The sequence below is a fragment of the Agromyces sp. NSFZ genome (genome assembly GCF_056156205.1).
This window is the reverse complement of record NZ_CM149585.1, coordinates 3,967,078-3,993,368: the sequence shown is the minus strand read 5'-3', so window position 1 is coordinate 3,993,368 and position 26,291 is coordinate 3,967,078. Positions and strand designations below refer to the sequence as shown.

Sequence of the window (26,291 nt, the reverse complement as noted above, 5' to 3'; positions counted from 1 at the left end):
GGTGGCCGAGAGGAGGCGCTCATGCAGAAGGCGCTCCCGCTCGGCCTCGGGGTCGCCGCCGCGGTGCTGGCCGCCACCTTCGTCGGCGCCGCCGCGGCCACGACCGGCGCCCCGGTCTTCTACGACGCGAGGTATCCGGCAGCGCCATCGACCGCGCCAGACGGGTACGCCATCGACTCGGGTGCCGCTGGCGAGCGGGGCGAGGCGACCCCGACCGACGACGCCGGCCAGGCGCGGGCCGACAGTGCACCCGCGCCGACCCCCGCGCCGGGAGCGCCGCCCGGCTCGTCAGCACCGGCCCCGCCTTCTGCGCCGCCGGCCGGTCCGCCCTCGAAGGCCCCGGGGCCCCCGGCAGGCGTCGACGGCGGGGCATCCGACGACATCGGTACCGATGACGGCACGGGCGTGGCGCCGCCGACCCACGAGGAGCAGGAGCGATGGCTCGCGTTCCAGCAGGTGGTGCGCGACTGCATGGCCGACGCCGGTCAGGAGTACCTCTACTGGGAGTGGTGGAACCCCGGCCCCGACACGTCGAACCGGTTCCCGGCGATGCCGGCCGACCTCAGGCCCGAGGAGGTCGCCGCATGGCAGCGGGCCCTGAACGGCAACGCCGGCGTCGGCCAGGACTACCGCTGGCAGGACGCCGGGTGCTGGGGCCGCGCCGTCCACCTCACGGGCGGCGAGCACTGACGCAGCGGGCGGGCGCTCAGGCGGAGGTGAGCTCGTGGACCGATCCGTTGAGTGCTGCGGCATCCGCCCGCCAGAGGTCGACGACGGATGCCCCGAGCCGATCCTCGAGCCCTGCGAGCGACGTCACCCGGAACGTGACCGCCGCCGCCGGCGCCTCCGCCTTGCGGATGCCGTGGGCGAGCGACTGCATCCACGACTCGCCGGCCGCCTTGACGGCCGTGTAGTTCGCGGAACCGGCGGTGGGTGCGTCGACCGTGGTCGACGACACGATCGCGATGCGCCCGGCCGGAGAGGCGAGGAGGTCGTCCCAGAAGACCCGGCTCACGTAGCGGAGCGCGGTGAACGAGCGCTCGAGCACCCGGTAGTCCTCCTCGGTCTGCCCGGCGATGCCGCCGCCGCCCCGCCACCCGCCGACGAGGTGCACCACGCCGTCGACGTCGCCGACGCGCGCATGCACGCGCATGGCGAGCTCGAGCACGTCGTCTCCGTCGGTGAGGTCGGCCAGCTCGGCGATGACCCCCGGCACGTCGGACTCCAGCAGGCGGAGCCGGCCCTCGTCGCTGCCGACGACGACGACGCGGGCTCCGGCGTCGAGGAGCGCACGCGCGACCGCGCGCCCGGAGGCGCTCGTCGCACCGGCGACGAGCACCGTGCGCCCCTCGACGCCGTCTGCGGACACTACTGGATCACCGTCTTGCCCGTGATGCCGACCGTCGACTCGATGACCGGCCTCATCTTCTTGTCGAGCGCCTCGTAGAACATCGACAGCGGGAACTCGTCGTCCATCACGAGATCGGTGTAGCCCTTCGGCGGCCCGGCGAGCACCTCGCGCGAGAGGCCCTGCGCCCACACCGACGCGGGGTTCGGCGTGAGGACGCTGCGCACGAGGTCGTACGCGGCGAGCCAGTGCACCGTCTTCGGGCGGTCGATCGATTTCCAGTACAGGTCGTCGATCGCGTCGCCCAGTTCGACCACCGCGTCCGGCACGGCGTCCCAGTCGAAGCTCAGCTGCACGTCGGTCCACTCGAGCGCGTGCTTCTGGTGCAGCCACGCGAACAGCAGCTGGCCGCCGAGCCCGTCGTAGTTGCGCACGCGCGAACCCGTGATGGCGAACCGGAAGATGCGATCGAAGATCACCGCGTACTGCACGAGCTTCGCGTGCTCGAGCAGCTGCTGCTCGACCTCCGACAACTCGCTCGCTGAGCTTGTCGAAGCGCCGGCCCCTTCGACAGGCTCGGGGGACGTCGCCCGACGGCGGAGGCTGCGCTCGATCTTCACGGCCTCACGGAAGGCCGTGAGATCGCAGCGCAGCTCCTCGAGCGAGTAGAGGAAGTACGGCATGCGCTGCTTGATCATGAACGGGTCGAACGGGAGGTCGCCGCGCATGTGCGTGCGGTCGTGGATGATGTCCCACATCACGAAGGTGCGCTCGGCGAGGTCCTGGTCGGTCAGCAGGGCCGCCGCGTCGTCGGGCAGGTCGAGCTTCGTGATGTCGGATGCCGCGCGCACGACCTTGCGGTAGCGCGCCGCCTCGCGATCCTGGAAGATCGCGCCCCACGTGAAGGTGGGGATCTCCCGCATCGCGACCGTCTCGGGGAACAGCACGGCCGAGTTGGTGTCGTACCCCGGCGTGAAGTCCACGAGCCGCAGGCTCACGAACAGCTTGTTGCCGTACTCGCCGGCCTCGAGCGCGGCGACGAACTCGGGCCAGATCGTCTCGACCACGAGCGCCTCGACGTGCCGGTCGCTCGAGCCGTTCTGCGTGTACATCGGGAACACCACGAGATGACGGATGCCGTCGACGCGGTGCCGCTGCGGCTGGAACTCGACGAGCGAGTCGAGGAAGTCGGGAACGCCGAATCCCTCGGCCTGCCAGCGCCGGAAGTCCTGCACGGAGGCCGCGAGGTACGCGGCCTGGTGCGGGAACCGGGGCGCGAGCGCCTCGATCGACTCGACGATGGCATCGACGAGCGCGGATGCCTCGACGATGGCATCGGTGCCCGCTTCGGCAGGCTCAGCGACCGGTCGCGGCACCGAGCCGTCCTTCGCCTGCAGGCCCTGCAGGCGGGTGGCCGAGCCCTTGAGGGTGACCCAGGCCGGGTCGGACTCCACGTCGTGGGCGAGCGCGATCTGCTCGGCGGTGACCTCGTCTTCGAGGACCTCGGGTTCGCCGATGATGGCGTCGATCGTGACATTCGACATGTGAACCTCCGTTCCCCGGGTTGCGGGCCGCGGGATGCGGCCATACGTGGTCGTGACGCGGCTGATCCGCCGCTGCTCCAAGGCTAGATCGCGGCTTCCGGCGATGTGTTGTCGGTTGGCGCGGCTTTCTTGCGTGCCCGCAAGATTTCGCGGTGAAGTCCGCCATGTCGCGCAACGCGACCCTGAGGGGCGGATACCGACCGGTCCGAGCCATTCGGCGTGGCATCCGGCCTTCCTGTACTGAGGAAATCTCAGGAGACTCGGACGGCTCCGGGGGTGCCGCCCCGGATCCGGTCGAGCGCGCGGACCCGTAGCTTTCCCGGTATCCCCACTCGAGGAAAGGAATGGGATCATGACCACACGAATCGCGGCACCGGTGATCGCCACCGTGTCGCTGGCCGTACTGATGAGCGGTTGCGCCGGAGCGGCGGCATCGGGCGGCGGGGTGCGCGACGATCTCCGCCCGGCGGAGAACGCGGCGGCCATGGGCCTCGCTCGCGGCCACGTCATCGTCCGCGACGACCTCTCGCCCACGCGCGTGCAGAACCGCATCACGGCCGAGTCGGTCCAGCAGGCGGTGCAGTCCGACGTGCGGGCGCCGTGGACGGCCGAGGCGCGGCGCGAGCTGCACTCGGGGGCGTCCGCGACCGGCACGAACTTCAGCGCGGATGCCCTCCGCGAGCTGAAGAGCGGCCGCACCGTGCAGGTCGACCTCGACGACGACCTCTCGCCCCTGGGAGGCCCTCGCTGAACGACGACCTCGAACCCCGAAGACCGGCGCGGCGACTCGATGACGAGCACCGTGCCGGTTCGCCGTGCGCGGTAGGGTGCGAGCATGGGCGCGGCGAAGGGGGCGGCTGGTCGAGCGGATGCCGCGGGGGAAGCAGCCGGCACGGCGGCGGACGTGCGGGCGGCCCTGGCCGAGCACGCCTCGCCCGAGCGGGCGGCGGGCTCGGCGCGCTACTTCAAGACCGGACCCGGCGAGTACGGCGAAGGCGATCGATTCATCGGCTCGACGCTGCCGACGACGCGGGCGATCGTGACGCGGTTCGCGCATCTCCCGCTCGGCGAACTCGACGAACTCCTGGCGAGCGACGTGCACGAGCATCGGATGACCGCACTGCTCATCATGGTGCGGCAGTTCGAGGCGGCGAGCCGGGCCCGGACACGCGACGAAGCGGCCCGCGCCACGCTCCACGGGGCGTACCTCCGCGCCGTCCGCGGCGGCCGGGTGAACAACTGGGACCTCGTCGACCTCTCGGCGCCGGTGCTCGTCGGCGGGCTCCTGCAGGAGTCCGGGCGCGGCGACGACCCGTTGCTCGATGAGCTCGTGGCATCCGCCTCGCTCTGGGAACGACGGGTCGGCGTCCTCGCCACCCTCGCGTTCCTCAAGGCGGGTGACGGCGGGCCCATCCTCCGGCTCGCGCCGCGACTGCTCGACGATCGCGAGGACCTCATGCACAAGGCGGTCGGGTGGATGCTCCGCGAGCTGGGCAAGCGCGTGGACCGGGGCGCACTCCTCGGATTCCTCGACGAGTACGCCCCCCGGATGCCGCGCACGATGCTCTCGTACGCGACCGAGCACCTCACGCCCGGCGAACGGGCCGCCTACCGCGCGATGCGCTGAACCGCTCGTCCTACACGCCGGCCCCGACCGGCACGGTGGGCTCGGACGCCTCGGGCTCGTGGCTCGCGGCGGCGAGCGGCTCAGGCTCTGGCTCCGGCGTCCGTGCGGGCCCGCGGCCCGGGGGCAGCAGCAGGGCGACGAGCGCCGAGACCAGCAGCGCCGCCGCTCCGACGAGCACTGCCGGCTGGGCGCCGACCGTGTAGTCGGCGGGCGTGAGCGCACCGCCCGCACCGGTGAACACGGCGGTCGACACGGCGATGCCGAGGGCGACGCCGACCTCGCGGAGCATCGAGTTGGTGCCGCTGGCCTTCGCGTGGTCGTCGGGCGCCATCGTGGCGAGCACGGCGGTCGCCGACGGTGCGAACACGAGGCCCATACCGACGCCGGCCAGGATGAACGGCGCGACGTAGGCGGAGTAGGCGACGTCGGCGTCGAGCAGCTGGGACAACCAGAAGAGCGAGGCGGCGAGCACGGCGAGCCCCGCGACGATGAGAGTCCGCGTCCCGACCCGACCCGCGACGGCCCCGGCGAGCGGCGCGACGACCATCGGCGCGAGCGTCCAGGGGGACGTCTGCCACGCGGACTCGAGCGGGGACGCGCCCTGCACGACCTGCAGGAACTGGATGAGGATGAAGATCGCGCCGAAGGATCCGAAGGCGAAGCCGAAGCCCGCAAGGTTGGCGACCGTGAAACTGCGATCGCGGAAGAGGCGCAGCGGCAGGAGCGGTGCGGCGGCACGGGTCTCCCAGATCGTGAATGCGAGGAGCAGCACCGCGCCGCCGACGAGGCTGCCGAGCACCTCGAAGCTGTCCCAGCCGGCGTCGTTGCCCCGCACGATGCCGTAGACGAGGCCGAGGAGCCCGACGCCCGAGAGCACGAGTCCCACGACGTCGGCACGCAGACGCGCCCCGAAGCTGTTCGTCAGCGCCAGGAGGGCGACCCCGACGGACACGGCTCCGAGCGGCACGTTGAGCCAGAAGATCGCCTGCCACGCCCATCCCTCGATGACGGCGCCGCCGATGAGCGGGCCCGTCGCAACGCCGAGACCCGCCACGCCGCCCCAGATGCCGATCGCGAGTGGCCGACGCGAGATGGGCACGGCTCCGGCGAGCAGGGTGAGCGAGAGCGGCAGGATCGCGGCGGCGCCGAACCCCTGCGCGGCACGGGCGGCGATGAGCTGGCCCGGATCGGTCGCGAGCGCAGCCAGTGCCGAGCTCACGGTGAACACGAGGATGCCGACGACGAAGACCGTTCGCCGGCCGAAGCGGTCGCCGAGAGCCACGGCCATGAGGATCGTCGACGCGAATGCGAGCGTGTACGCGTTCATGAACCACTGCAGCTCCTCGACGGATGCCCCGAACTCCGCGTGGAGGACGGGCAGGGCATTCGTCATGACCAGGTTGTCGAGGTTCGCCATGAACATCGGGAGCGCGGTGGCCAGGAGCACGAGCCACAGGGGGCTCGGCTTCGGGACGCGCGCCGAGACGACGGCGTCGAGGGCGGTGGCTGACACGGGGTACTCCTCGGTTGTTATCGAATGATTACTTGGAGAGTAGTAATCGACTGATAACATGTCAACCATGAATGTCGAACCGGTCCAGACGGCTCCGCGGATGAAGGCGGCCGACCGGCGAGAACTGATCCTCGCCGCGGCGACCGCCGTGTTCGGCGCGAAGAGCTATGTCGGCACGACGACCGACGAGGTGGCGCGCGCGGCCGGCGTGAGCCAGCCGTACGTCGTGCGGCTCTTCGGCACCAAGGCAAAGCTCTACATCGCCGTGATCGAACGCGCCTACGCCCGCATCATCGAGGAGTTCCGACGGGCGCTGCCCGGTCCCGTCGACGAACGCCTGAACCGCATGGCCGCCGCCTACGCCGGGCTGCTCGCCGAACGCGGCATGTTGCCCGTCATCGCCAACTCCACCGCGCTCGGCGGCGATTCCGAACTCGGCCCCGTCGCGCGGGCGGGCTTCAACTCGGTCTGGCGCTTCGTGCGGGACGAGGCCGGGTTCAGCGAGCAGGAGACCCGCGACTTCATGGCCAACGGCATGCTCATCAACGCCATCGTGGGCCTCCGGCTCGTGGGTGCCTACGGCACCGAGACATCCGTCACCGAAGTGCTCGACTCGTGCTTCCCCGACGCCGTGAACCGCGTGCGCGACCTGATGCCGGCGGCCGACGAGCCCTGGTGATCACGCCGCGGCAGGGACCCTGAGCAGCGAGACCGCGTAGGCCGTGATCCACGCGAACGCGAGGGCGATGCCGACGAACAGGCGCACGCTCATCCCGGCCTCGAAGGGCAGGGTGAGCACGAAGCAGGCGATGCCGACGACCCGGGTCCAGACGGCCGCACGTCGGCGTCCCTCCCACGAGAGGCGCTTCGCCACCACGAACGTCACCGCCACGAGGGCGAGGAACGCGAGCGGCGGGGCGACGGCGTGCACCGTGCCATGGAAGGTCCACTCGGCCGGGTAGCCGGCCGGCGCGCCCTCCGGGAAGCCGAGCGCCGGGTCGGCCGTGAAGGCGCCGCCGAGGATGAGCCCGGCCGCGTACACCCCGAAGAGCACCGGCGCCCAGCGTCGTCCGGGTCCTGCACCGAGGCTTCGCCGCGTTCCAACGGCGAACGCGAGCATGAGCACGCCCGCGACGATGAAGTTCGCGATCTGCACCCAGCCGGCGTCGCCCAGGGACAGCAGGCTGATCGGATGCCTCGCCAGGTCGAATCCCTCGCGCGTGACGATCTGCACGGCGGCGACCACGACGAAGAGCGGACCGGCCACGGCACCCGCCGTGACGAGCCGACGAGTGGATCGGTCCGTGGCGTGCGCCGGTCTGCGGTCGGGGGCCTCCGGCGTCGCTGCGGGAGTGCGGCCGGTGGTTTCGGTGTCCATGATGGGTCCTTCCCGTTCGGTCGATCCGATCGGGGTGATCGGTTCGCTCACCAAGACGACGCGGGGAGGAAGCCGTTCTCGACATGGACCGCCGAGAAGATTCGGAAGTCCATGTCGAGAACCGGCGTGCAGCGGCGTCGCTATGGTGAGGGCACGCCGACGGGGCGTGCCGGAACCAGAAGGAGGACGACACGATGCGATTCCTGTGCATGGTGCAGACCGAGGAGAACCCGCCGTGGGAGGTGCCCGGCTCGCTGTACGAGGCGATGGCGGCCTACGACCAGGAGGGCAGGATGAACGGCACGCTCGTCGAGAGCCAGGGGCTGCTGCCGAGCGACGCCGGGGCGATCATCTCGGCCGCCGATGGACGCATGAAGGCCGTCGACGGACCGTTCGCCGAGGCGAAGGAGCTCGTCGGCGGATACGCGATCGTCGAGGTGCACACGCGCGAGGAGGCCGTCGAGCTCGGCCGCCGACTCGTGCAGCTGCACCTCGAGCACATCCCGAACTGGCGCGGCACGGTCGAGATCCGGCAGATCGCCGAGTTCTGATCCGGTCCGCGCGCCCCGAGCCGACCTGCGCGACTCGCGGGTTGCGCGCTCGCGGCGCGCGTGGTCTCATGCTCGCGTGGGCGACGAGACGACGCGCGCCGCGATCGAGGCGATCTGGCGGCTCGAATCGACGCGCCTGATCGCCGCACTCGTGCGCATCGTGCGCGACGTCGCGCTCGCCGAGGACGTCGCGCAGGACGCCGTGGTCGCCGCGCTCGCGCAGTGGCCGGTGTCGGGCGTGCCCGACAACCCCGGCGCGTGGCTGATGACCACGGCGAAGCGGCGCGCCATCGACGTGTTCCGCGCGCGCGCCCGGCACGACCAGGCGGCGGCCCGGCTCGCGCACGAACTGTCGGAGACCGTCGACGACGATCCGGCGGCCGGCATCGATCACGTCGAGGACGACGTGCTCCGCCTCATGTTCATCTGCTGCCACCCGGCGCTCACGCCGGAGGCGCAGACCACGCTCACGTTGAAGCTCGTCGCCGGCCTCAGCACGCGGGAGATCGCGCGCTCGTACCTCGCGCCCGAGGCGACCGTGGCGCAGCGCGTCTCGCGCGCCAAGCGCACGCTCGCCGAGGCCGGTGCGGCCATCGAGGAGCCGAGCGGCCAGGAACGGGCCGAGCGGCTCGAGACGGTGCTCGGCGTCGTGTACCTGCTCTTCAACGAGGGGTACTCGGCGACCGAGGGCGCGGACTGGATGCGGCCCGCGCTCTGCGACGAGGCGGTGCGCCTCGGCCGCATCCTCACCGCGCTCGTGCCCGACGACGCCGAGGTCCTCGGGCTCTCGGCGCTCATGGAGTTCCAGTCGTCGCGCCTCGCCGCCCGGGCGGACGCCGACGGTGCACCGATCCTGCTCGACGCACAGGACCGCACCCGGTGGGATGCCTCGCGCATCCGCCGCGGCACCGACGCGCTCGCCCGTGCCGAGGCGCTGGTGGTGGCCGGCGCCGGGGCCGCGGAACCCGGCCCGTACCTGCTGCAGGCCGCGATCGCCGCCGAGCATGCGCGTGCGGCATCCGTCGACGACACCGACTGGAGCCGCATCGCCGCACTCTACGAGCAGCTCGGCCGCCGCACCGGTTCGCCGGTCGCGGAGCTGAACCGTGCAGTGGCGCTCGGCCGTGCGCGCGGGCCCGAGGCGGGGCTCGCGCTGCTCGAGCAGCTCGCCGATCTCCCGGCGCTCCGCGGCTACCACCTCGTGCCGAGCGTGCGCGGCGACCTCTACGAGCGGCTCGGCAGGGGCGAGGACGCTGCGGTCGAGTTCGAGCGCGCCGCCGCGATGACGTCGAACGCGAGCGAGCAGGCGCTCCTCGAACGGCGGGCCAGGACGGCCAGGGAGCTCGGTGGCGTTTCGTCGTAGCGAAGCAGGATCGGCCCGCGCCATGATGAGGGACATGACCGACGCACCCCCCGCGAGGCCCGACCGCACCCTCATCGTCATCCTCTCCGTGATCGGCGCCCTCGTGGTGATCGCGCTCATCGTGGTGTTCACGCGCGGCGAGCCCGAGCTGTTCGACGAGTCGACGCCCGAGGGCGTCGTGCAACGGTATGCGGCTGCCGTCATCGCGAGCGATGAGGACACCGCCATGGAGTACCTGGTGCCCGAGCTCGCCGACGACTGCCAGCGCATCGAGCCCAGCATGGTGCAGGACATGCGCGTGACGCTCGAGTCCACGACCCGGCGTGAGGACTCCGCCGACGTCCGGGTGCTCATCGTGTGGTCGTACCAGGGCGGGCTCTTCGGCTCCTCCCAGTACGAGGAGGAGGCCGTGTTCGATCTCGTCGCCGACGGCGACTCCTGGCTCATCGAGTCGGCGCCCTGGTCGCTCAGCATCTGCGCCCCGCAGGAGGTGAAGTGATGTCGGAGAACCTGCCCCCGGCGGGCCCGCCCGCGGTGGTTCCCGCGCCCGCGGCACCCGGTTCGGCGCAGGGCACCGTGCGGCGACTCATCGTCTACACGATCCTCTTCGCGCTCGTGATCATCGCGGCCTCGGGTGTGGCGGGCCTGCTCGAGCGCGTGCTCGAGCTCGGCGACCGATCCGCCATCGGCGGCGTCACCGACCTCGCGCTCTCGCTCGCCTTCGCCCTCATCGGCGGACCGCTCGCCGCCGTGCTCTGGTGGGTGTCCTGGCGTCGGCTTCGCGAGGAGTCCGAGCGGATGTCGCTCGCGTGGGGCCTCTACGTCGCCGGCATGTACACGGTGTCGCTCATCGTCGCCACCGGAGCGCTCGTCGGCACGGCGACCTCCCTCGTCGAGGGACGCTGGTCGCCCGGCGACTTCGCCACGGGTGTCGTGTGGGCGGCGGTCTGGGCGTGGCATCGGTGGATGTGGCGGCACCGGCTGAAGCATCCGGTGCGCCTGGCCACGGTACCCGCGGTCGTGGGTTCGGTGTTCGGACTCGTCGCGGGCGTCACGGGCGCGGTGAACGCGCTCGGAGCGCTCTTCGACGCGGCCATCCGCGGTGCGACCGCGCAGAGCATCGCCGGCGGCCCGTGGTGGCGCGCCGTCGTCGAGGGCCTCATCTGGGCGGTGGTCGGTGCGGCGATCTGGTGGTGGCACTGGTACCGCGAGGACGCCCGTCGCCTGCGCACCGGGCTGGCCGCGGTCGCACTCGTCGTGGTCGGCGTCATGGGCGCGGGCGTGCTCATGCTCGGCGGCGTCGGCACGGCCCTGCACGTCGGACTCCGGCTGGCGTTCGACCCGGGCGACCCGGCGAGCGAGATCCTCCGACCGCTCGGCACGGCCGTGGCCGCAGCCGTCGTCGGCGCGCTCGTGTGGTGGTATCACCGCCGCATCGCGGTCGAGCGCTCCGACGGCACGCGCCGCGCCGCGACGCTCGTGATGTCGGGTGTCGGCCTCGCGGCGGCCGCGTCGGGCATCGGCGTCGTCCTGAACGCCACGCTCGCCGAGCTGGTGAGCCCGCTCGCGGCATCCGACAGCCGGGGACTGCTGCTCGGAGGAATCAGCGCGCTCGTCGTGGGCGGCCCCGTCTGGTGGCTGAGCTGGCGGCCCACGCGGCGGGTCGAGCCCGACGAGGTCGCGAACACCGGCCGACGTGTGTACCTCGTCGCGGTGTTCGGGCTGAGCGCCGTCGTCGCGCTGATCGCGCTGCTCGTGATCGGCTTCCGGCTGTTCGAGTTCGGCCTGGGGCAGACCGGCACCGGCGGCAGCCTCATCGACCGCGTGCGCGCCCCGCTCGGCCTCCTCGTGGCCACGGCCCTCGTGTTCGGCTACCACTTCGCCGTCTGGCGGCGCGATCGTGCGGTCGTCGCCGAGCTGGGACTCGCCACCGGTCGACGTCTCGGCCGGGTGGTCCTCGTGGCCGCGGGTGACACCGAGGCGCTCGAGCGAGCGGTGCGCGAGGCGACCGGAGCATCCGTGACGACCTGGCGACGGGCCGTGCCGGAGCCGGCTGCGCTGACCGAAGCCGCGCCCGAGGCGCTGGCGGATGCCGCGGCCGTCGTGGCCGCGCTCGAGGGCCTCACGGGCAAGCGCGTGCTCGTGCTCGCGGGCCCCGGCGACCACGTGGAGGTCGTGCCGCTGGCGGACTGACGCTCGGCGTCGCTACGCCCAGCGGCGGATCGCCCACCGTTCGAACAGGCCGACGATCGCGTCGGTCAGCTTGCCGAGCACGGCGAGCGTGATGATGGCGAGGAAGATGCGGTCGATCCGACCGTTGTTGCCGGAGTCGACGAGCAGGAACCCGAGCCCCATCGACGACGCGATGAGCTCGGCCGCCACGAGGAAGAGCCAGGCCTGCGCGAGCGCGAGCCGCAGCGCCGAGAGCACCGACGGCACGACCGCCGGCAGCTGCACCGTGGTGAACAGGCTGAGGCCGTGACGGCCGAACGCGCGGCCGGCCTCGAGGAGTTGACGGTCGACGTGTCGCAGTGCCGCCGCGACGATCGTGTACACGGGGAAGAACGCGCCGATCGCGATGAGGATGATCTTCGACTCCTCGCCGATCTTGAACCACAGGATCAGCAGCGGCACCCACGCGAGCGACGGCACCGCGCGGATCGCGCCGAGCGTCGGCGCGAGGAGGATGTCGCCCAAGCGGCTCAACCCGACGACGGCGCCGAACGCGAGGCCGATCGTCGCGCCCGCCGCGAAGCCGAGCAGCACGCGTTGCGTCGAGATGGCGATGTACTGGCCGAGCAGTCCCCGCTGCGCGAGGTCGACGGCGGCGAGCCACACCATCTCGGGGCTCGGCAGCTGCGACACCGGCACGAGTCCGTTGGTCGACACGTACTGCCACGTGAGGAGCAGCAGGGCCGGGATGAGCGCGCCGCCGACGATGACGAACCAGCGCCGTCGGGTCAGGGGCACGGATGCCGCGGCGCGATCCCGCCCGCGTTCGGCGGTCGGCGCTCCCGTGCGGGTGACGGCCGGGAGCGTCGCAGCCGCGGCATCCGTGTCAGTCATGGTTCTTCCCGTCTGCGATTCAGTTGAAGCGCGAGGCGTCGGCCTTCGTCACGAACTCGTCGTTGATGAGGGTGTCGAGGGCCTGGTCGACCTGCTGCTGCGAGGCGACGTCGCCGAGCTCGACGAAGATCGGGCCGATCTTCTCGAGCACCTCGACCTGTGCATCGCCGGGCACCGGGTCGACGTCGAGGTTCGAGCGCTCGGTGATGACCTTCGTGGCCACCGCGAGATCGAGGCCGGCGACCTCGGCGAGGATCTCCGCGGTCTCCTCTGGGTGCTCGGCGGCCCAGGCGCGTGCGGTCTCGTACGCGTCGACGACCGCCTGTGCGACCTCGGGCTTCTCGGCGAGGAAGGTCTCGGTGGCGTTGAGGAACCCGTAGCTGTTGAAGTCGACGTTGCGGAAGAAGAGCGTCGCGCCCTGCTCCTCGGCGCCGGCCATGATCGGGTCGAGGCCCGACCACGCGTCGACGGATCCGTTCTGCAGGGCCGCCCAGCCGTCGGCGTGCTGCAGGTTCTGGAGCACGATGTCGTCGGGCGAGAGTCCCTCGGACTCGATCGCCTGCAGCAGGAAGAAGTACGGGTCGGTGCCCTTCGTGGCGGCGACCTGCTTGCCCTTCAGGTCCTCGACCTCCTCGATCGCGGAACCGGCGGGAGCGACGAGCGCCGCCCACTCGGGCTGCGAGTAGATGTCGATGACCTGGATGGGCGAGCCGTTCGAGCGGGCGAGCAGGGCGGCTGACCCGGCCGTGGACCCGACGTCGATGGCCCCGGCGCGGAGCGCCTCGTTGGCCTTGTTGGAGCCCGCCGACTGGATCCAGTTCACGGTGAGGCCGGCATCCTCGAGCCACCCCTGGTCCTTGATGATGAGGCTCAGCGGGTTGTAGGTCGCGAAGTCGATGTTCAGGGTCTGGCCCTCGAGCGAGACGGCCTCGCCGCTCTCGGCGGGGGCAGGCTCCGCGGCCTGGCCCTCACCGGCGACGCAGCCCGAGAGCAGCAGTGCGGTGGCGGCGGCGCCCGCGACGAGCGCGGACGTGAGGTACGGGGTGCGGGACATGGAACTCCTCAGGTGGTCGGGCGGTGCCGGGTGCTGTGCGGCGCCGTCAGTACGGGTAGTGCGGAATGGTGGTCGTGGTCTCGACGCCGCGCGCGGCGCCGTGCCGGTCGATGCCGAGGCCGTCGAGGAGGCGGCCGCGCAGCTCGGCGAGTTCGGCCGAGCCGCGGTCGCGCGGGCGGCGGCCCGGCACGACGACGGTCTGGCGGATCACGGCGCCCGGCTCGTCGCCCTCGGCGCCGAGGAGGATCACGCGGTCGGCGAGCTGCAGCGCCTCGTCGACGTCGTGCGTGACGAGGAGCACGGTGGTCGGCTCGGCGCGGTGCACGTCGAGCAGCAGGTCCTGCATCTTCAGCCGGGTGAGCGCGTCGAGGGCGCCGAACGGCTCGTCGAGCAGCAGCACGCCCGGGTTGCGGGCCAGCGCCCGGGCGAGCGAGGCGCGCTGCGCCATGCCGCCGGAGACCTCGCGCGGCCGGTGACCGGCGAACTCGGCGAGCCCGACGAGTCCGAGCAGGCGCGCGACCTGCTCGCGAGCCGTGTCGCGCGGGGTGCCCCGCGGCAGGCCGATGGCGACGTTCCTCGCGATCGAGCGCCACGGCAGCAGTCGCGGTTCCTGGAACCCCACACCGGTGCGCCGGTCGTACGGGGCGACCGTCGTCTCGGCGATGGCCACCTCGCCGCTCGTCGGGCGGTCGAGACCCCCGGCGATGCGCAGGAGGGTCGACTTGCCGCATCCGCTCGGCCCGAGGATGGCGAGGATCTCGCCGGCGGCGACCTCGAGCGTGATGTCGCGCAGCACGGGCCGGGCCGCGTCACCAGCTCCGAAGGCGCGGCCGACGCCGCGGAACGCGATGGGCGCGGCGGCGGTCGCGTCGGCACGCGCGGCCGTGCGCACGGTCGGCTGTCGGCCGGTCACGGATGTCGCCGTCATCGATGCTCCTCGCGGGGCGTGCAGGGGGTGGGGTGACCCCGACGCTACCCACGGGCCGTCGATGTGTCAGCCGGGCTCGACCCGCGACGTAACACGCGCCGACGCACGGCGTAACACGCGGACGGCGCCGGACCGGCGCACGACCCGCGCCGCGGATTCAGAGCCGCTTGTGCTTGTGCACCGCCGCGGTCTCGTATCCGAGCTCGTCGTAGAGGCGGATCGCGGGCTCGTTGTAGGCGAAGACGTTGAGGCGCATCTCGGTGGCCCCCTGCGAGCGCGCGAGGTCCTCGGCGAGGATCATGGCGGCCCGGCCGATGCCCCGGCGTCGATACGCCTCGTGCACCGCGACATCCCAGATCCACCAGCTCCCGGCGTCGGGTGACGGGCCGACCCAGAGCCAGCCGGCGTCCTCATCGTCGACGAGGATCGTGAAGAGGAAGTGGCCCTCGACGGCTCGCCCCTCGGGGAAGAACTGGTCCTGCGAGGCCTGCCGTGCGGCCGCCGCCTGCTCGGGGGAATCGCCGGCCGCCACTCGGGCCCGCTCGTAGGCGCCCATCGCCACGGGAAGCCACCGCGCGGTCTCGTCGTCGGACTTGGGAACGAGTCGGATGTCGGGGGTCGCCATCCGCCCATGTTCCCATGCCACCCCGGCGCTCGACGCATCGGCGATCGCACCCGACCGAGTGCGCGAGGATTGACCCATGGCGAGAACGGTGCAGGGCGCGAACCTGCTCATCACGGGTGCGGCCGGCGGCATGGGACGCATGTACGCGGAACGGGCCGTGGCGGAAGGCGCGGCATCCGTCATCCTCTGGGACCGCGACGCCCCCGCACTCGCGCGCACCGCCGACGAGCTCGGCCGGACCGCACGCGGCGAGACCAGGGTGCACTCGTTCGTCGTCGACGTCGCCGACCTCGGCGCCATCGCGAAGACCGCCCAGCGCGTGCGCAAGGAGCTCGGCAATCCCGACATCCTCATCAACAACGCCGGCATCGTGCGGGGCAACCGCTACTTCTGGGAGACCGACAACGGCGAGGACACGCGTGCGACGATGCACGTCAACGCGCTCGCGCCCATGTACGTCACCAGGGAGTTCCTGCCCGGCATGATCGCCGCCGCCTACCGCCCGGCCCGCATCGTGAACATCGCGTCGGCGGCCGGCACCCTCGCGAACCCCCGCATGGCGGTCTATGCCGCCTCGAAGGCCGCGCACATCGGCTGGAGCGAGTCGCTGCGGCTCGAACTCGAGCAGGCCGACCACACCAACGTGAAGGTGCTCACGGTCACGCCGAGCTACATCTCGACGGGCATGTTCCACGGCGTTCGCGCGCCCGCGCTCACGCCCATCCTCGAGCCCGAGTACGTGGTCGACCGGGTCTGGCGTGCGATGCTCGCCGGGCGGCCGCTGCTCGAGCTGCCGTGGAGCGTGGGCGTCTCGCGTGCGTTGCGCGGCATCCTGCCCACGCGCGTGTTCGACCGCGTGGTCGGGCAGGGCTTCGGCGTGTACCGCTCGATGGAGCGTCACACGGGCCGACGCGGAACGGCCGCAGGCTAGAGGTCGCGCTCGCCGAGCCAGTCGAGGAGCACGTGCGTGAACTCTCGTGACCGCTCGACGCTCACGAGGTGCGCCGCCTCGCGGAGACGGAACCCCGTCGCGTCGGGCAGTGCGTCGAGGAGGTAATCGTACTGCGCGCGCGTGGCGCTGAGGTCGTAGTCGCCGACGACGACGAGGGCCGGAACGCGGATGTCGCCGAGCCGGTCGTAGGCGGGCGGATCGAGCGGCGCGGGGCGGGCCGGGTGGTCGGCGTGGACGGCGTTGGGTGCGTTCAGCTCGCGGGCCAGCGCCACGAACCCGGGATCCAGGTCGCTCTCGAGCCGCAGGGGACCGGCGGCCCACAGCGCGGTCTCCAAGCGCATCAGGAGCGCGGTGTCGGATGCCCCGATGGCCGCGTCGAGCTCGTCGATGCGGCGGTGCTCCTCGCTCGTGAGCTCGGCCTCGGGGAACCCGCTGGGGCCGCCGCCCACGAGGACGAGGCCCGCGACGCGCTCGGGCGTCTCGAGCGCGAGGTCGAGCGCGATGGTGCCGCCGCGGCCCGCGCCGACGACCGTGGCCCGCTCGACCCCGAGGTGGTCGAGCACCGCGCGCACGTCATCGCGGTCGGAGTACGGCACGTCGTCGGAGGTCGTGGCGCCCGACCCGCGCGGGTCCATGCGCACGACGAAGTGGCCGCCGGCGAGCTCGGGCACCTGCGGGTCCCACATGCGCATGGTGGCGACGCCCGTCGGCAGCAACAGCACGGCGGGGGCGGACGCGCGGCCATCGGTCTCGAAGGAGAGCTCGGCTCCAGGCACCGTCAGTCGAGGCATGCTTCGAGACTACGCAACCCCGAAGCACGGCGAGGCGACGGCCATCAGTCGTCGCCCTTGCCGTTGTTGTTGCCCTTGCCCTTGTTGCCGCTGTTCCCCGGTGCGTCGTCCCCGCCGTCGCCGCCATCGGCGGGCGCGGGCTCTGGCTCGGGCTCGGGGACGGGTGTCGTCGCGACCTCTGCGGCCTCGAGGTCGGCACGTACAAGCTCGAGGGCGGCGCGGATGCGCTGTTCGCGCTCGGCGTCGACGCGTCCGGCCTGGACCGCGGCGACGAGGTCGCGCTCGAGCAGGGCGAGCTCGGCCAGCGCGCCGGCGTAATCGCCCTGCGCCGAGCGTTCGGCGACCTGCACGACCGACGTGCGCAGTGCCGCCGTCGTGGCCTCGGCCGACGTGCCGCAACCTGAGAGCCCGATCGTCAGCGCGACGCCGAGCACCGCAGCGGGCAACAGCACACGTCGGCCGCGGCGGGGAATGCGGCGGGTCATTCGGTGACCGCCTCCTCGAGCTCCTCGAGGTGCACCCCGAGCTCCCCGGGAACCGCGGGCAGCGGCTCCGGAGTGGTCTCGGCCGCCGGCTGCGCCGACAACGCCGAGCCGATGACCAGCGCGACGACCGTCGCGATCACGGCGAGCAGGCCGACCACGATCGCGGGCCTCACCCAGCGGCGCGGCTGCTCGTCGGCCCGCGCGGCGCGCCGGGTGCGCGGCTCGGGCGCCTTCGCCGGTGTTGCCGCCGCGGGCACTCCGAAGAACGAGCGGTCGGGAACCGGAAGGATGCGGGTGGCGGCCGTGGCGTCATCAGCGTCGCCCGCGGCCGGGACGATCGTGCCGACGCCCGGGGCGGTCGTGCCGACGGCCTGGGTGGCGGTGCCGATGACGTCGCCGAACGCCACGGTCGGCGCCGTGGGCGGAGCGGCGGGCGTGGGCGACACGTCGAGCGAGGCTGCGGCCACCGCGACGTCGAGCGCGCTCGGCCGGTCGCCGGGCTCCCGCGACGTCATGGCTCGGAGCAGGTCCACCCAATCCGGGCCCAGGGCGGCGGGGATCTCGGGGTCCCGCACGAGCCTGGCGCTCGCCGCCTCGACCGCCGGACCGGGGAAGGCGGTCTCGCCGGTCCGGGCCTCGAGCGCCAGGAGGCCGAGCGAGTACACGTCGGCCGGGGGCCCGGGAGCCACGCCGGAGACCTGCTCGGGACTGAGGTACCCCGGCGTGCCGACGAGGAGTCCGGTGCGCGTGATCCGCGCATCGTCGATGAGGCGGGCGATGCCGAAGTCGGCGAGCTTCGCATTCCACGTGCGGCTCGGCAGATGCGCGGGCTCGAGCAGGACGTTCGCGGGCTTGACGTCGCGGTGCACGATGCCGCGCTCGTGGATGACGTGCAGCGCCTCGGCGAGGTCGCCGAGCATGCCCGCGGCATCCGCGACGCCGAGCGGGCCGAACGTGAGCGCCTGGCGCAGGTCGCGCCCCTCGACGAGCTCCATCACGAGGAACTCGCGGTCGGTGCCCGGGTCCTTCGCCGCGTCGTAGAGCCGTACGAGCGCGCGGTGGGCGAGGCTCGCGAGCAGCGCGGTCTCGGATCGGCGGCGCTCGGCGTCGTCGATGCCCTCAGCGGCCTCGGCGAACACCTTGACCGCCACCTGGCGGCCCAGCGCGAGATCCTCTCCCCGGTACACGCTGGCCATGCCGCCCCGGCCGATGAGGCCGTCGAGGCGATAGCGCTCGCCGAGTGTCGTGCCGACGAACGAGTCGCCGGCGACCCGGTCTGGAGTGGTCGTCACGCTTGAGAGGGTAGTCGCCCCACCTGAATGCCACCCAGCCGGGGGCGGGGGTTGACGGCGCGGGATCGGGGTGAAGCAGCAGTCAGCCGAAGATCATCGGCAGGTCCTCGTCGTCGCCGCCGAGATCGAGGTCGACGAGCACCGGCACGTGGTCGGACGGGGCCTGGCCCTTGCGCTCGTTGCGATGGATCGAGGCATCCGTCACCGCATCGGCGAACGCGCGGGAGCCGAGGATGAAGTCGATGCGCATGCCCTCGTTGCGGGGGAACCGCAGCTGCTTGTAGTCCCAGTACGTGTATCCCTCGGGCACCCGCGGGCGCACGACATCCGTCACGCCCGCCGACTCGAGCGCGAAGAACGCCTGCCGTTCGGCCGGCGACACGTGCGTGGAGATACCCTCGACGACCGCCGGGTCGCCGTTGTCCTGGTCGAACGGGGCGATGTTGAAGTCGCCCATGAGGGCGAACGGCGTCTCGGGGTGGGCGGTCGTCTCACCACGCGCGTACTCGGCGAGCGCGGCGAGCCAGTCGAGCTTGTACGCGTAGTGCGGATCGCCGAGCGCGCGCCCGTTCGGGACGTAGAGGCTCCAGAGCCGCACGCCGTCGATCACCGCCCCGATGGCACGCGCCTCCTGCGGCTGGTCGGGTCCTTCGACGCCCTTCAGGAAGCCCGGCATGTCGGGGAAGCTCGTCTCGACGCCCTCGATGGCCGACCGGCTGGCGATCGCGACCCCGTTCCACTGGTCGAAGCCGTGGATCGCGAGTTCGTAGCCCTGCGATTCGAACACTTCGGCCGGGAACTGCTCGGGCTTGCACTTGATCTCCTGCATCGCGAGCACGTCGACGTCTTCGCGCACCATCCAGTCGACGACACGGTCGACGCGGGTGCGGATCGAATTGACGTTCCAAGTGGCGATGCGCATGGATCACAGCGTATGGCAGGCCGGCGACGCGGTCCGTGGGAGGGTGTGTCGGTCGACTCCGCTAGCGGCCGGTGCTCGACGGCTCGTCGGCGTGGCCGGCCACCTGCTCATCCCCCGATGCCGAGTCCGCACCGCGGTCGGATCCACCGCCGTCGAGGCCGGCGAGATGCAGTCGTGGCAGCACGAACCAGAGGCCGATGAGCACGATCGCGCCGAGGACGAGCACGATGAGCCCCGCAGCACGGCCGAGGGCGAGATCGAACACGAGGCTCGTGACGCCGACGAGCAGCAGTGCGACCACCACGAGGTTCGCGATCAGCAGCCGATCGCCGGTGCGCACGACCCGCTCCTTCGCCTGGCGTCGGAACAGGGCCCGGTGCAGGGTCACGGGCGCAAGGCCGACGACCGTCGCGAGTCCCGCGAGGACGACGAGGATCAGGTAGAGGCCGAGCTGGTAGCCGTCGAGCTCGACGAATCGCGGCTGGAAGGCCACCGCGAGCAGGAAGCCGCCGATGAGCTGCGTGCCCGTGAGCGAGACCCGGAGCTCCTGCAGAATGTCGTTCCAGTTGCGGTCGCTGCGTTCGTCGGGGGTCTCGCGGCGGCCGCCCGTGGGTCCGTCGTGGTGGGCGGCTTCGGCGTGGCGGGGCGCGTTCATGCCCGATGGTAGGCACGCGACGGCGCGCCGATTCAAGCCCTTGCGCGGCGAGGCCGGTCTCGCCTAGCGGCCGTTCTCGCCTAGAGCGTCGTGCCGGGAACACCCGAGATGGTGAGTGCGGCCCCCGCGATGAACACCCCGATGACGAGCACCGTGCCGACGAGCGGGATCCAGAACGCGATGCGCTTCAGCACGAGCACGACGACGGCCGCGATGAGCGCGAGCATGCCGACGGCGAGGGGGCCGATCATCGCGACGAGCATGCCGGTGCCCATGCGGTCGTAGTCGCACGTGATGCCCGACCCGCACGGGTCTCCCGCGAAGGCGAGGAAGAACGAGAGGAAGAACGCGACGATCGCCGTGCCGACCATGACGACGAGCAGCACGATCGTGAGCACGAGGTCCCACATGATCACGGGCCGCTTCGTCGGGGCGGATGTCTCGATCATGTGCGTTCCCCCGCTCACCGCTGCCGCCCGATCGGGCGCGCCATGCCGAATTCTCGCAGCGGGCCGCGCCATGCTGCAAGGATCGACTGAGGACCAGGGAGGGCGGGCGTGGCCGTGAAGTTCAGCATCGAGGGTGTGGAGGGGCTGCCCGAGGTCGAGCCGGGCGACGACCTGGCCGCGCTCATCGTCGGCGCCGTCGACCTCGCCGACGGCGACATCCTGGTCGTCACCTCGAAGATCGTGTCGAAGTCCGAGGGGCGCATCGTGCAGGCCGACGACCGGGAGGCCGCGATCGCCGCCGAGACCGTCCGCGTCGTCGCGACGCGCCGGCACGAAGGCGGAGTCACCCGGATCGTCGAGAACCGGCAGGGCATCGTCGGGGCGGCCGCCGGCGTCGACGCGTCGAACGCACCAGACGGCACCGTCCTGCTGCTGCCGCTGGAGCCGGATGCCTCCGCCCGAGCGCTCGCCACCGGCATCCGCGCCCTCACCGGCGCCGCCGTCGGCGTCATCCTCTCGGACACCCTCGGCCGGCCGTGGCGCGAGGGCCAGACCGACATCGCGATCGGGGCCGCCGGCGTGCACGTGTTCGACGACCTGCGCGGTGGGACGGATGCCTCGGGCAAGCCCCTCGTCGTCACGATGCCGTGCGTCGCCGATGAGATCGCGGGCGCCGCCGAGCTCGTGAAGGGCAAGTCCGCGGGCGTGCCGGTCGCGGTCGTGCGTGGACTCGGCCGGTACGTCGGCGACCTCGACCTGCCCGGCGCCCGCAGCATCCAGCGACCCGCCGAACGCGACCTGTTCCGCGTCGGCGCCGACGAGGCATACAACGACGGCTACCGCGACGGCTTCGACGAGGCACAGGCCGAGGGCCAGGGCGCCGAGGCCTGAACCTCCGGCAGGATGGAGGGGTGCCCGCACACATCGGCTATGCCGCCATGCTCGAGCGATTCCCGCCCGCCGAGGCGGTGGCGCTCGCCGCGCTCGCCGAGTCGCACGGCTTCACGGGCGTCATGGCGACCGACCATTTCCAGCCGTGGGTACCCGCGCAGGGCGAATCCTCGTTCGTGTGGAGCGTGCTCGCCGCCATCGGCGAGCGCACCACGGGCGACCTCGGCCCCGGCGTCACGACCCCCACGTTCCGGATGCATCCGGCCGTCGTCGCCCAGGCGAGCGCGACGCTCGGCGCCCTCTACCCCGGGCGGCACTGGCTCGGCATCGGCTCGGGCGAGGCGCTCAACGAGCACGTCGTCGGCCAGTACTGGCCCGAGGCGCACGAGCGCATCAACCGCATGTTCGAGGCCGTCGACGTCATCCGCAAGCTGTTCGCCGGATCGATCGCGGGGCGCGACGTCCGGCACGCCGGCCCGCACTTCCGGCTCGAGTCCACACGCCTGTGGACGATGCCCGCCGTGGCACCAGAGATCCTCGTCGCGGCATCCGGCCCCGTGACCGCCCGTCGGGCCGGACGCAGTGTCGACGGGTTCATCACCCTCGGCGGACCCACGGATCGGCTCGCGCCGCTCATCACGCGCTTCGGCGAGGGCGCCCGCGAGGCCGGGCGCGACCCGGCGACCATGCCGAAGGTCGTGCAGCTGCACCTGTCATGGGCGGCGACCGACGAGGAGGCCATGCGCAACGCACTGCGCGAGTGGCCCAACGGGGGGATGCGCTTCCCGCGAAGCGACATCCGCTCGCCGTACGAGTTCGACCAGCTCGCCCGCACCGTGCGGCCCGAGGACTTCGTGGGCCGCATGGTCGTCTCGGCCGATCCCGACGTGCACCGCGCCGACATCCAGCGCCACCTCGACCTCGGCTTCGACCGCGTCTACCTGCACAACGTCGGCCGTAACCAGGCGGAGTTCCTCGAGGTGTTCGGCCGCGACGTGCTGCCGGGGCTCCACCCATGAGCGGTCGTGGCGGGCGGATGACTCGTGTCGATGCCATCCGCACCGCCCGGGTCGCCGACCGGTGCAGACGGCATCGACTCGTGAGGCGGCGGCCATGAGCTGGACGGTCGTGATCCCGGTGAAGTCGCCCGCCGCGGGGAAGTCGCGGCTGGTTCCGGGGGTGACGGATGCCGCGCGCGCGGCGCTGGCCCGTGCGTTCGCGCTCGACACCATCGCGGCGGCGCTCGCGGCGCGTGCGGTCCAACGCGTGATCGTCGTGGGCGACGACCCCGATCTCGCCGACGGCGCTGAGTTCCTGGCCGAGCCGACGGAGGGCGAGCGCGGGCTGCTGCCGGCGATCCGGCACGCGCTCCGCTCCCTGAGCTCGTCGAAGGGTGGGGAGGCTGTCGGGGGTTCCCTTCGACAGGCTCAGGGATCGGATGTGGCGGTCGCCGTGCTCCTGGGCGACCTGCCGGCGCTCACCCCGGACGAGCTCGACACCGCCCTCGACGCGGCGGCGCGGCATCCGCTCGCCTTCGTCCGCGACGCCGACGGCACGGGCACGACCCTCGCGACCGCCGCGGCCGGCGTCGCGTTCGACCCGCAGTTCGGGCCGGGATCGGCGGCGCGGCACGCCGCGGCCGGGTTCGTGGAGCTCGAGGCATCCGGAACCCCCGGACTCACCAGGGACGTCGACACCGTCGACGGCCTCGAAACCGTGCTGCACCATGGAGTCGGCGACCACACCGCCGATGTCGTGGCGCACCTCGCCCATCGGAAGGGAATTGCATGACGCTCACATTCGGGTACAAGGCTTCGGCGGAGCAGTTCGATCCGCGGGAGCTCGTCGAGATCGCGGTCGCGGCCGAGGGGCATGGGATGGAGTCGGTGTGGGCGAGTGATCATTTCCAGCCGTGGCGGCACACGGGTGGGCATGCGCCGTTCTCGTTGACGTGGATGGCGGCGGTGGGTGAGCGCACCTCGACGGTGCGGATCGGGACGAGTGTGATGACGCCGACGTTCCGGTACAACCCGGCGGTGCTGGCGCAGGCGTTCGCGTCGCTCGGGGTGTTGTACCCGGGGCGGGTGATCGCGGGGTTCGGCACGGGTGAGGCGTTGAACGAGATCGCGACCGGGTTCCGGGGTGCGGGCGAGCAGGACTGGCCGGAGTTCCGGGAGCGGTTCGCGCGGCTGCGGGAGGCGGTGCGGCTGATGCGGGCGCTGTGGACCGGTGATGACCAGGTGTCGTTCGAGGGGGAGTTCTACTCGACGCATGACGCGTCGATCTACGACCGGCCGGAGGTGCCGGTGCCGGTCTACATCGCGGCGGGCGGGCCGACGGTCGCGAAGTACGCCGGCCGGGCCGGGGACGGGTTCATCTGCACGTCGGGCAAGGGCCCGGAACTGTACGTCGATCAGTTGATTCCCGCGGTGAAGGAGGGCGCCGCCGCGGGTGGTCGTGAGTATGACGGGTTGGATCGGATGATCGAGATCAAGCTGTCGTACGAGGAGACCGAGGACGCGGCGTTGCAGAACACCCGGTTCTGGTCGCCGTTGTCGTTGTCGAAGGAGCAGAAGCACGACATCACCGACCCGGTCGAGATGGAGCGGGCCGCGGACGCGTTGCCGATCGAGCAGATCGCGAAGCGGTGGATCGTGGGTTCGGACCCCGACCAGGTGGTGGAGCAGATCGGCCGGTACGTGGACTGGGGCTTCAACCACCTCGTGTTCCACGCCCCCGGGCACGACCAGCGCCGCTTCCTGGACCTGTTCGAACGCGACCTCGCACCCCGGCTGCGCGCGCGCTGACGCGGCTACTCGGCCGGGTCGACCACCAGCCCGGTTCCGCCGCCGCGGCGAACCGGCTCGGCCGCGGCGGTCATCAGGCCGTCGGCGTCGACCTCGATGGCTGCGGCCGCGCCGATCTCGCCGGTCTCGGTGAGCCCCTGGCCGTACGGCAGGAGGTCGTCCCGGTACTCGGAGATGAACGCGGCCTCGGCGAGCGTCGCGGTCGTGTTGCGCTGGGTGGCCCGCGGTGCGGCGACCGCCTCTGGCATGGTCATGCCGAGGTCGATGCGGTTCACGAGGATCTGCACCACGGTCGTGATGATCGTCGAGCCGCCGGGCGAACCGACCACGTAGCGCACCTCGCCGTCGTCGAGCACGATCGTCGGCGACATCGAGGAGCGCGGCCGCTTGCCCGGCTCGACGATGTTCGGGTCATCCGGGTTCGGCACGAAGTTGAAGTCGGTCAGCTCGTTGTTGAGCAGGAACCCCCGGTCGGGCACGGTCATGCCCGAGCCGCCGGTCTGCTCGATGGTGAGCGTGTAGGCGACGGCGTTGCCCCACTGGTCCACCACCGAGAGGTGCGTGGTCGACGGTCCCTCGAGGTCGGCGGGGTCGGATGCCGCAGCCGCGACGCATCCGGTCGCGCTGAGGTCACCCGCGGCGACGGGCCGCGGTGACGCCTGCCCGGGGTCGATCTCGCACGCCCTGGCGTCGGCGAACTCCTGGCTGAGGAGCGTCTCGGTCGGCACGTCCACGAACGCGGGGTCGCCGACGTAGGCGTTGCGGTCGGCGAACGCGTGTGCGGTCGCCTCGAAGTAGAGGTGAAGCGTCTGGCCCGCGTCATCCGCCGGCAGCTCGAAGTTCTCGAGGATGTTCAGCGACTCGCCCACCGTCGTGCCGCCCGAGGACGACGGTGCCATGCCGTAGACGTCGAGCCCGCGGTACTCGATGTGCGTCGGGTCCTGGAAGAGCACCTCGTAGCCCGCGATGTCGTCGGCGGTCATGAATCCCGGGTAGGCCGGCAGCGTCGCGTCGTCGGTCGTGATCGGGTCCTGCACGAGCGCCGCGATCTCGTCGGCGATCGCGCCCTCGTAGAAGGCATCCGTGCCGCGCAGCGCGATCTCGCGGAGCGTCTTGGCCAGGTCGGGGTTCGTGAAGGTCGAGCCGACCTCGGGCAGCTCGCCATCGGGGAGGAACAGCTCGGCGGTGGCCGGGAACTGCGCGAACCGCGCCTGGTTGGCCGCCGTCTGCGCGACGAAGGTCTCGTCCACCGTGAATCCGCGGGTCGCGAGGAGGATGGCCGGCTTCAGCATCTCCTTCAGCGACTCCGTGCCGAACTCGTCGAGCGCGGCCTCCCAGGTCGCGAGCGTTCCGGGTACGCCGACCGAGAGGCCCGACGACACCGCCGACGCGAACGAGTACGGGCTGCCGGTCGCGGGGTCGATGAACGCGTCGCTCTCCATGCCGGCGGGCGCGGTCTCGCGCCCGTCGATCGTGGTGACCTCGCCCGTCGCGGCGTCGAAGTAGACGAAGTACCCGCCGCCGCCGATGCCCGCGCTGTAGGGCTCGGTGACGCCCAGCGCCGCAGCCGTCGCGACCGCGGCATCCGCGGCGTTGCCGCCCTTGCGGAGCACCTCGAGACCGGCTGCGCTGGCCTCCGCGTCGACCGAGGACACGGCCCCGCCGTAGCCCGTCGAGGTCGATGGCGCCGGCGGTGTCGGACGCCCGGCCGCGACCGCCGTTGCCGACCCCGGTGCGGCAGTGGGCAGCGCCGCGGCGGGTGCGCCCACGGCGGCGGCCGCGACGGACATCGTGGCGGCCAGTGCGATGCCGACCCGGCGAAGGGCGGAGCGGCGGCGGACGACGTTGACCATGAGAACCCCCCGAATTGGGTACAGCACGATGCCGCTCACCCTAGCGCCGCCGCCGGTCCGGAGGCAATGGCCGCGGACGCCGCGCCTCGCATTGCCTCGCGTCCCGAGCGCGTGCAGATCCGTCGAACGCAACTGCGTCCGCGTACGCGCTGGTCGGATCTGCACGCGCTCGCCGATCCTGAATGTTCGCCTCGTTT

The 26,291-nt window shown here is 72.1% G+C and carries 28 protein-coding genes; 13 read left to right on the top strand and 15 right to left on the bottom strand.

Annotated features, from left to right (window positions below):
- Positions 1 to 21 precede the first annotated feature (21 nt).
- The gene (locus ACVFI9_RS18995; RefSeq protein ID WP_474763733.1) at positions 22 to 690 is read left to right on the top strand and encodes a hypothetical protein; all 669 of its coding nucleotides are present in this window, start codon (positions 22 to 24) and stop codon (positions 688 to 690) included.
- Positions 691 to 706: 16 nt separating this feature from the next.
- On the opposite strand, the gene ACVFI9_RS18990 is transcribed toward ACVFI9_RS18995, so the two are convergent.
- Positions 707 to 1,369, bottom strand: coding sequence for an SDR family NAD(P)-dependent oxidoreductase (locus tag ACVFI9_RS18990; RefSeq protein ID WP_474763732.1), 663 nt, complete (start codon positions 1,367 to 1,369; stop codon positions 707 to 709).
- A complete protein-coding gene (locus tag ACVFI9_RS18985; protein ID WP_474763731.1) occupies positions 1,369 to 2,892 on the bottom strand; it encodes a DUF6421 family protein in 1,524 nt (507 codons plus the stop codon). Before ACVFI9_RS18985 ends, ACVFI9_RS18990 begins: the two co-directional genes overlap by 1 nt.
- A gap of 352 nt (positions 2,893 to 3,244) precedes the next feature.
- On the opposite strand from ACVFI9_RS18985, the gene ACVFI9_RS18980 reads away from it, so the two are divergent.
- Both ACVFI9_RS18980 and ACVFI9_RS18975 read left to right on the top strand, forming a co-directional pair.
- Entirely contained in the window at positions 3,245 to 3,643 is a 399-nt protein-coding gene (locus tag ACVFI9_RS18980; RefSeq protein ID WP_474763730.1) for a hypothetical protein, read from the top strand.
- An 84-nt stretch (positions 3,644 to 3,727) separates the two neighbouring features.
- A complete protein-coding gene (locus ACVFI9_RS18975; RefSeq protein ID WP_474763729.1) occupies positions 3,728 to 4,519 on the top strand; it encodes a DNA alkylation repair protein in 792 nt (263 codons plus the stop codon).
- A 10-nt stretch (positions 4,520 to 4,529) separates the two neighbouring features.
- Here the strand turns inward: ACVFI9_RS18975 and ACVFI9_RS18970 are convergent, their stop codons facing one another.
- Positions 4,530 to 6,032: a DHA2 family efflux MFS transporter permease subunit gene (locus ACVFI9_RS18970; RefSeq protein WP_474763728.1), complete on the bottom strand. Its 1,503-nt coding sequence runs from the start codon at positions 6,030 to 6,032 to the stop codon at positions 4,530 to 4,532.
- A 58-nt stretch (positions 6,033 to 6,090) separates the two neighbouring features.
- On the opposite strand from ACVFI9_RS18970, the gene ACVFI9_RS18965 reads away from it, so the two are divergent.
- Positions 6,091 to 6,711 (top strand): TetR/AcrR family transcriptional regulator, encoded by a 621-nt coding sequence (locus tag ACVFI9_RS18965; protein ID WP_474763727.1) that lies wholly within the window; start codon positions 6,091 to 6,093, stop codon positions 6,709 to 6,711.
- On the opposite strand, the gene ACVFI9_RS18960 is transcribed toward ACVFI9_RS18965, so the two are convergent.
- Positions 6,712 to 7,410, bottom strand: a complete 699-nt coding sequence (locus tag ACVFI9_RS18960) for a DUF998 domain-containing protein (RefSeq protein WP_474763726.1) — start codon at positions 7,408 to 7,410, stop codon at positions 6,712 to 6,714.
- Positions 7,411 to 7,604: 194 nt separating this feature from the next.
- On the opposite strand from ACVFI9_RS18960, the gene ACVFI9_RS18955 reads away from it, so the two are divergent.
- The 4 genes from ACVFI9_RS18955 (at position 7,605) to ACVFI9_RS18940 (ending at position 11,517) form a co-directional block, all read left to right on the top strand.
- Positions 7,605 to 7,961, top strand: a complete 357-nt coding sequence (locus ACVFI9_RS18955) for a YciI family protein (RefSeq protein ID WP_474763725.1) — start codon at positions 7,605 to 7,607, stop codon at positions 7,959 to 7,961.
- 76 nt (positions 7,962 to 8,037) lie between these two features.
- Positions 8,038 to 9,324: an RNA polymerase sigma factor gene (locus ACVFI9_RS18950; RefSeq protein WP_474763724.1), complete on the top strand. Its 1,287-nt coding sequence runs from the start codon at positions 8,038 to 8,040 to the stop codon at positions 9,322 to 9,324.
- 34 nt (positions 9,325 to 9,358) lie between these two features.
- On the top strand, positions 9,359 to 9,823 hold the full coding sequence (locus ACVFI9_RS18945) for an LpqB family beta-propeller domain-containing protein (protein ID WP_474763723.1): 465 nt from the start codon (positions 9,359 to 9,361) through the stop codon (positions 9,821 to 9,823).
- Positions 9,823 to 11,517 carry a DUF5671 domain-containing protein gene (locus ACVFI9_RS18940; RefSeq protein ID WP_474763722.1) on the top strand — a complete coding sequence of 565 codons (1,695 nt, stop codon included), beginning with the start codon at positions 9,823 to 9,825 and terminating at the stop codon, positions 11,515 to 11,517. The genes ACVFI9_RS18945 and ACVFI9_RS18940 overlap by 1 nt, the downstream gene beginning before the upstream one ends.
- Positions 11,518 to 11,529: 12 nt before the next feature.
- Here ACVFI9_RS18940 and ACVFI9_RS18935 read toward each other — a convergent pair whose 3' ends face one another.
- From ACVFI9_RS18935 to ACVFI9_RS18920, 4 genes are all read right to left on the bottom strand, one after another.
- Positions 11,530 to 12,390 carry an ABC transporter permease gene (locus ACVFI9_RS18935; protein WP_474763721.1) on the bottom strand — a complete coding sequence of 287 codons (861 nt, stop codon included), beginning with the start codon at positions 12,388 to 12,390 and terminating at the stop codon, positions 11,530 to 11,532.
- A 19-nt stretch (positions 12,391 to 12,409) separates the two neighbouring features.
- On the bottom strand, positions 12,410 to 13,444 hold the full coding sequence (locus ACVFI9_RS18930; RefSeq protein WP_474763720.1) for an aliphatic sulfonate ABC transporter substrate-binding protein: 1,035 nt from the start codon (positions 13,442 to 13,444) through the stop codon (positions 12,410 to 12,412).
- Positions 13,445 to 13,490: 46 nt separating this feature from the next.
- Entirely contained in the window at positions 13,491 to 14,372 is an 882-nt protein-coding gene (locus ACVFI9_RS18925; RefSeq protein WP_474763719.1) for an ABC transporter ATP-binding protein, read from the bottom strand.
- Between the two features lie 157 nt (positions 14,373 to 14,529).
- Entirely contained in the window at positions 14,530 to 14,997 is a 468-nt protein-coding gene (locus ACVFI9_RS18920; RefSeq protein ID WP_474763718.1) for a GNAT family N-acetyltransferase, read from the bottom strand.
- A gap of 76 nt (positions 14,998 to 15,073) precedes the next feature.
- Here ACVFI9_RS18920 and ACVFI9_RS18915 point away from each other — a divergent pair, with 76 nt between their 5' ends.
- Positions 15,074 to 15,928, top strand: coding sequence for an SDR family oxidoreductase (locus ACVFI9_RS18915; RefSeq protein ID WP_474763717.1), 855 nt, complete (start codon positions 15,074 to 15,076; stop codon positions 15,926 to 15,928).
- Here ACVFI9_RS18915 and ACVFI9_RS18910 read toward each other — a convergent pair.
- The 6 genes from ACVFI9_RS18910 to ACVFI9_RS18885 form a co-directional block, all read right to left on the bottom strand.
- Positions 15,925 to 16,740 (bottom strand): alpha/beta fold hydrolase, encoded by an 816-nt coding sequence (locus ACVFI9_RS18910; protein WP_474763716.1) that lies wholly within the window; start codon positions 16,738 to 16,740, stop codon positions 15,925 to 15,927. The genes ACVFI9_RS18915 and ACVFI9_RS18910 overlap by 4 nt on opposite strands.
- A 44-nt stretch (positions 16,741 to 16,784) precedes the next feature.
- Positions 16,785 to 17,225, bottom strand: a complete 441-nt coding sequence (locus ACVFI9_RS18905) for a hypothetical protein (protein WP_474763715.1) — start codon at positions 17,223 to 17,225, stop codon at positions 16,785 to 16,787.
- Positions 17,222 to 18,517 (bottom strand): serine/threonine-protein kinase, encoded by a 1,296-nt coding sequence (locus ACVFI9_RS18900; protein WP_474763714.1) that lies wholly within the window; start codon positions 18,515 to 18,517, stop codon positions 17,222 to 17,224. The genes ACVFI9_RS18905 and ACVFI9_RS18900 overlap by 4 nt, the downstream gene beginning before the upstream one ends.
- Positions 18,518 to 18,599: 82 nt before the next feature.
- Positions 18,600 to 19,439 carry an exodeoxyribonuclease III gene (locus tag ACVFI9_RS18895; protein WP_474763713.1) on the bottom strand — a complete coding sequence of 280 codons (840 nt, stop codon included), beginning with the start codon at positions 19,437 to 19,439 and terminating at the stop codon, positions 18,600 to 18,602.
- Between the two features lie 61 nt (positions 19,440 to 19,500).
- A complete protein-coding gene (locus tag ACVFI9_RS18890; protein WP_474763712.1) occupies positions 19,501 to 20,094 on the bottom strand; it encodes a DUF6328 family protein in 594 nt (197 codons plus the stop codon).
- 80 nt (positions 20,095 to 20,174) lie between these two features.
- Positions 20,175 to 20,543 (bottom strand): hypothetical protein, encoded by a 369-nt coding sequence (locus ACVFI9_RS18885; RefSeq protein ID WP_474763711.1) that lies wholly within the window; start codon positions 20,541 to 20,543, stop codon positions 20,175 to 20,177.
- Positions 20,544 to 20,651: 108 nt separating this feature from the next.
- Between ACVFI9_RS18885 and cofE the strand changes: the two genes are divergently transcribed.
- From cofE to fgd, 4 genes are all read left to right on the top strand, one after another.
- Positions 20,652 to 21,434 (top strand): coenzyme F420-0:L-glutamate ligase, encoded by a 783-nt coding sequence (gene cofE, locus ACVFI9_RS18880; protein ID WP_474763710.1) that lies wholly within the window; start codon positions 20,652 to 20,654, stop codon positions 21,432 to 21,434.
- 47 nt (positions 21,435 to 21,481) lie between these two features.
- Positions 21,482 to 22,453, top strand: a complete 972-nt coding sequence (locus ACVFI9_RS18875; RefSeq protein WP_474766323.1) for a TIGR03557 family F420-dependent LLM class oxidoreductase — start codon at positions 21,482 to 21,484, stop codon at positions 22,451 to 22,453.
- A 94-nt stretch (positions 22,454 to 22,547) separates the two neighbouring features.
- The gene (gene cofC / locus ACVFI9_RS18870; protein WP_474763709.1) at positions 22,548 to 23,225 is read left to right on the top strand and encodes a 2-phospho-L-lactate guanylyltransferase; all 678 of its coding nucleotides are present in this window, start codon (positions 22,548 to 22,550) and stop codon (positions 23,223 to 23,225) included.
- Positions 23,222 to 24,241, top strand: a complete 1,020-nt coding sequence (fgd, locus tag ACVFI9_RS18865) for a glucose-6-phosphate dehydrogenase (coenzyme-F420) (protein ID WP_474763708.1) — start codon at positions 23,222 to 23,224, stop codon at positions 24,239 to 24,241. Before cofC ends, fgd begins: the two co-directional genes overlap by 4 nt.
- A 5-nt stretch (positions 24,242 to 24,246) precedes the next feature.
- Here the strand turns inward: fgd and ggt are convergent, their stop codons facing one another.
- A complete protein-coding gene (gene ggt, locus ACVFI9_RS18860; RefSeq protein ID WP_474763707.1) occupies positions 24,247 to 26,094 on the bottom strand; it encodes a gamma-glutamyltransferase in 1,848 nt (615 codons plus the stop codon).
- Positions 26,095 to 26,291: the final 197 nt, after the last annotated feature.